A 5106-nucleotide genomic window follows, 5' to 3' on the forward strand; every position below is an offset into this window, starting at 1 on the left:
AGGTATTGCATGGATGCATATCCCACTTTTGAGCATAAACTCATATCTGTTTATAGGTTTTTCTATGTAAGGATAAAGGGATACAGCCTCCAAAACCACTTCCTCAGATCCTTCCACTACAAAATCTATATCCCCCACGTCTGATCTTTTCCTCCTGAGACTTCCGCTGACATCACATCTGAAACCTTTTTCTTTGATATATTTATAAAGTTTTCTATATTCTTTTAAAGCAAATTTATAATTAAATCTTTTCTCCACCTGATCTTCTCCCTGAAGAATTTTTAATTATTATATCATACCTTAATATTCTCTAGTAAAAAAATATATAAATAATTTTATGGTAAATTCACTTAAATTTTGATAAGCTAGACATTAACAATATTTTTTAAAATTTATAATATTATTTTTTTTTAAAACATGTTATAAATATATATGCTATCAATCTGAAATTTAAGTATATTCAATTTTTTATATATAACAATTATTAAAAAGGGGGCTTTTTATGAATTATTCCAATCGAGTCAAAGATCTGAAAACATCACCAATCAGAAAACTATTACCATTTTCAATAGAGGCAAAGGCAAAGGGAAAAAAGATTTATCACCTTAATATTGGTCAACCTGATATCAAAACTCCAGAATCTTTTTTTACAGCTATAGCAAATGCAAAACAAGAGGTCTTAGCATATTCTAATTCCCAGGGAGATCCTGATCTTATAGAGGCTACTATTGATTATTACAAGACTTACAACATGGAATTTGACAAGGATGAAATATTAATCACCAACGGAGGAAGTGAAGCTCTGCTCTTCTCTCTGATAGCCACATGTGATCCAGGTGATAATGTTGTTATTCCAGAACCGTTTTATTCCAGTTATACAGGTTTTGGATCTATAGTAAACGTAGAAGTTTCTCCTATAACAACCAAGGCCGAGAATGGATTCAGACTTCCTTCAAAGGAAGAGATGGAAAAATCTATAAATGAAAAAACAAAGGCAATTGTTATTTCTAACCCTGGAAATCCAACTGGTGTTATTTATACAAAAGAAGAAATAAAAGCTCTTGCAGAATTAGCTGTGGAACACAATCTTTTTATAATATCAGATGAAGTATATAGAGAATTCGTTTATGATGGCGACTATTCTAATTTCAACGGTTTGGAAGAGGTCAAGGACAGAGTTATCATTGTAGATAGTATTTCCAAGCGTTACAGTGCATGCGGTGCCAGAATAGGATCTGTTGCAAGTAAAAACAAAGAACTCATGGCACTTATGTTAAAGCTTTGTCAGGGAAGACTTTGTGCCCCTACACTTGAGCAGATAGGTGCTACTGAACTTTACAAAACACCTTCTAGCTACTTTGAAGAGGTCAATGCTGAATATAAAAAAAGAAGAGATGTTCTTTACAAGGGTTTAAAAGAGATTGATGGAGTAATCTGCCACAAACCTGCTGGTGCGTTCTATACCATTGCGAAACTCCCGGTAGAGAGTGCAGAAGATTTTGTTATATTTATGCTCAAGGAGTTTGAATTAGATGGCGAGACTGTTATGATGGCTCCAGCAGAAGGTTTCTATTCTACTCCTGGAATGGGTAAAGACGAGGTAAGACTGGCATATGTTTTAAATGAAGAAGAACTTAAAAAAGCTATGAAAATTCTGAAAGCTGGACTTGAAAAATACAAGTCTATAAAAGCATAACACAATTCTAAAAAAGTTAAAAAGGCACAATATAAATTTTATTATAAACATCCCTGATCTCAAGAGTTAACTCTATGGAATCAGGGATGTTTTTTGTCTATAAACACCAAATACCATCTATACAGAACTTTTAGTTTTTATCCTATTTTACTATCTTTACTATTTTCTTTTTTCCTGCTCTGACTATCATTCCGTCTTCTATTTTTATTACAGCTTGTACATCTTTTACAGCTTCATCATTTATCTTGAATCCACCCTGGCTTATCAATCTTCTGGCTTCAGATGTAGATTTTAAAAACATCAGCTCTTTTACCAAAAGGTCTATTGCATTCATCTCATCAGACTCTACTTTTACTTCTGGAAGATCCACAGCCATATTTCTGTTTGAAAATACGTTTTCAAACCACTCTCTGGCTTTTTTACCTTCTTCTTCAGAATGATAAATTTTTACGATTTCCTCTCCCAGTCTTTTTTTACAGTCCATAGGGTGGATTGTTCCGTTCTCCACTCCCTCTTTTAAAGTTTTAATATCTTCTAGAGCTATATCTGTAGCAACTTCGTAGTAGTTCCACATCAAATCGTCAGATATGGACATTACCTTTCCAAACATATCATTAGGAGCCTCTGTAACCCCTATATAATTTCCCAGAGACTTCGACATCTTCTCCACTCCGTCAAGTCCCACAAGAATAGGCATCATCATACATACTTGCTGCTGCTGACCTGCATTTTTCTGTAGGTCTCTTCCTCTCAAAATATTAAACTTCTGTTCTGTGGCCCCTAGCTCTACGTCTGCCTCTATAGCTACAGAGTCGTATCCCTGCAGAATCGGATACATAAACTCTACAAGAGAGACGGGTTTCCCCTCACTTAGTCTTTTGGAAAAATCTTCTCTCTGTACCATTTGAGCCACTGTAAACTGAGAAAGAAGCTTAAGTACATCTTCAAGAGAGAGTTTCTCAAGCCAGTCTCCGTTATATACAACTTCTGTTTTTTCAAGATCAAGAATAAGTTTTACCTGCTCCAGATAAGTTTCTATATTCTTTTGTATATCTTCAGCAGTTAGCATTTTTCTCGTTTCCGATTTTCCTGTAGGATCCCCGATTCTGGCTGTAAAGGTTCCTATGAGGAACTTTACTCTGTGTCCTAGATCCTGAAATTGTCTCAGTTTTCTGAGGGGTACTGCATGCCCTATATGAAGATCTGAACCAGTAGGGTCTATTCCCAGCTTTATGACTAAAGGTTTTCCGGTTTCCAGGGATTTTTTTATTTTATCTTCCAGTTCTCTCTCAGAGATTACCTCTTCTACACCCCTCTTGAGGATTTCCATCTGTCTTTTTACTTCTTGTTCGATATTCATAAATATACACTCCCTTCATAAATTTTTATAATTAAAAAACCTCATAGGATGCACCTATGAGGTTTATATATACTAAACTTTCCTCAACCATAGATACAGACCCTTTTTAGTTATCACAAATAAGGCCTCTACTTTGAAGTACAGCCCTTTTTAATAGTAATAATAATAGTATCTGTTATAGTTGATTTTTCTATTCATTTTTTCCTCCAAAATCAAATCTTAAGAAAGTATATCACATTATATTAAAACTCTCAAGACCTGAGTTTTTTTACATAGAGGAGGTGTTCTATACCGTGATACTCTTCTTCTTTTTCAAATGAAAAGCCTGCCTTTTCAAAGGTTTTTATAGAAACTTCATTCTCTTCCAAAATATACGCAAGAACTATCTCTGTATTTTCACATGACAGAGCCAGCTCCTCCATTCCCTTTAAAATGGCCTTCTTCCCCAGACCTGCTCCTCTGCTCGACTTTGACATATATATACTGAGTATGGCTGTTTCTCCGTCAAGTTCAAACTTCAGCTGGCCTAAAAAATTTCCATTTAGCTCTTCTAAAACATAAAGAATAAAGTAAGGGGAGTTTATGAGGAACTTATACCATTTTTTATGATTTTCCCATTCTCGGCTCTCATTCTCTGAAAAATATTTTTTCACATAATCTCTGTGGAGATGCTCATATATCTCTGGTATATCTCGTTCCTCTGCTTTTCTCAAAATAACATCTTTCAAAAAATCACCTTATCAAAATTAAACTTAAATATATCAACTTTCCCAATTTAACAGGTTCAATTATAACATATATATCTTTTTTTAACAAAAACAATATAAGATTATCCTGTTATTTAAACTCCTGTTATTTTGCCCTAAATCCTTTACTCTCTCCAGTAAAACTTATAAAAATCCCCTGGAGATTAAGTTTTATAGGTGCAGGAGAGATAAAAAAAGAGGCTATGCCTCGTTCAACCCCCTGCCCCCATTCATGGGGGTTTTTTAGTATAATATACTATGGCTATTAAACTAACTGATATTTTTACTAAAGATAATGTGGATAAACTCTTTAAAACAGAAAAAGATTTTTTCAATCATTTTGATAAAGATCATCTTCAATTTATTAAAGATTCTATTAAAAAAGCTAACTTTTGTTGTGATCTCGCATATGCTAAGGCTACATTTAATTGCCCTCTTTGCGGCGAAAAAGATTACCGTCCAGTTTCTTGTAAATCAAAATTTTGTTCTTCTTGCGGTAAACTCTATGCTGAAAAATGGAGTTTAAAACTTTCTAAAGACCTAATTGATAAAAAACACAGACATATCATTTTTACTATCCCTGATATTCTTTGGAATTACCCTATTGCTAAGCGCAATGTTTTAATAGAGTTCTCAAATCATATTAATCACCTTTTTAAAAACTGGTTTAAAAAACATAAAATCAAATACTATGGATTAATTATTGCCCTCCATACTTTTGGAAGGGATTCTTCATTCAACACTCATTTTCACGTTATTCTTTCTTTAGGTGGATTTAAAGAGGACTTCTCATGGAAAAAACTCGAATATTTTGAACCTAATTTTTTTAATAATTCATGGAAACACTTAGTTCTTAAAACTATTAAATCTCTCTATCCGAAATGCCCTAAGACACAAAAGCGTATTAGTGAGTGCTATAAAATGAATTTTTTCATCAACTTAAAAGGAGAACCTTTAAAAACAGACGATAAGTCTCTAAAATATATAGGACGTTATCTTATGCGTCCTGCTATTGCAGAATACAGGATTACTGAATTTGATGGTAATTTCGTTACTTTTTGGTATATTGATACCAAAACTCAAGAAAAAATGACTTTAACTCTTTCTGTCATAAAATTCATGAAAAGGTTAATTCTACATATTCACCCTAAAAATTTCAAAGCTATCAGAAGATATGGTTTTTACGCTAGGAATATTATTCCTTACCTTAAATCCAAACTCAACTCTTTTAAAAAAAAGTACCTATTTCATAAGAAGCTACTTTCATGGGCTGAGCGCTTAAGAATTGAATTTGGAAAACTTAA

The 5106-nt window shown here is 33.3% G+C and carries 5 protein-coding genes; 2 read left to right on the forward strand and 3 right to left on the reverse strand.

The genetic code is table 11. The features are described 5' to 3' along the window. Window positions 1-258: hypothetical protein (locus ABZA26_RS07135; protein WP_372713833.1), on the reverse strand; the 258-nt coding region annotated here is incomplete at its 3' end. 244 nt (window positions 259-502) lie between these two features. Between ABZA26_RS07135 and ABZA26_RS07140 the strand changes: the two genes are divergently transcribed. Continuing rightward, window positions 503-1696: a pyridoxal phosphate-dependent aminotransferase gene (locus ABZA26_RS07140; RefSeq protein ID WP_372713834.1), complete on the forward strand. Its 1194-nt coding sequence runs from the start codon at window positions 503-505 to the stop codon at window positions 1694-1696. 142 nt (window positions 1697-1838) lie between these two features. Here the strand turns inward: ABZA26_RS07140 and tyrS are convergent, their stop codons facing one another. Both tyrS and ABZA26_RS07150 read right to left on the reverse strand, forming a co-directional pair. Further along, a complete protein-coding gene (gene tyrS, locus ABZA26_RS07145; protein WP_372713836.1) occupies window positions 1839-3056 on the reverse strand; it encodes a tyrosine--tRNA ligase in 1218 nt (405 codons plus the stop codon). 251 nt (window positions 3057-3307) lie between these two features. After that, entirely contained in the window at window positions 3308-3784 is a 477-nt protein-coding gene (locus ABZA26_RS07150; protein WP_372713837.1) for an N-acetyltransferase family protein, read from the reverse strand. A gap of 276 nt (window positions 3785-4060) precedes the next feature. Here ABZA26_RS07150 and ABZA26_RS07155 point away from each other — a divergent pair. Continuing rightward, window positions 4061-5106 (forward strand): transposase (locus ABZA26_RS07155; RefSeq protein WP_372713838.1); only part of this gene is annotated, 1046 nt, incomplete at its 3' end.

The organism is Ilyobacter sp. (genome assembly GCF_041583315.1).
Lineage (GTDB): Bacteria > Fusobacteriota > Fusobacteriia > Fusobacteriales > Fusobacteriaceae > Ilyobacter.

Bases quoted from the DNA above. Each gene is read 5' to 3' on its own strand.
- ABZA26_RS07140 (WP_372713834.1), top strand. From the start codon at position 503: ATGAATTATTCCAATCGAGTCAAAGATCTGAAAACATCACCAATCAGA.
- tyrS (WP_372713836.1), bottom strand. From the start codon at position 3,056: ATGAATATCGAACAAGAAGTAAAAAGACAGATGGAAATCCTCAAGAGG.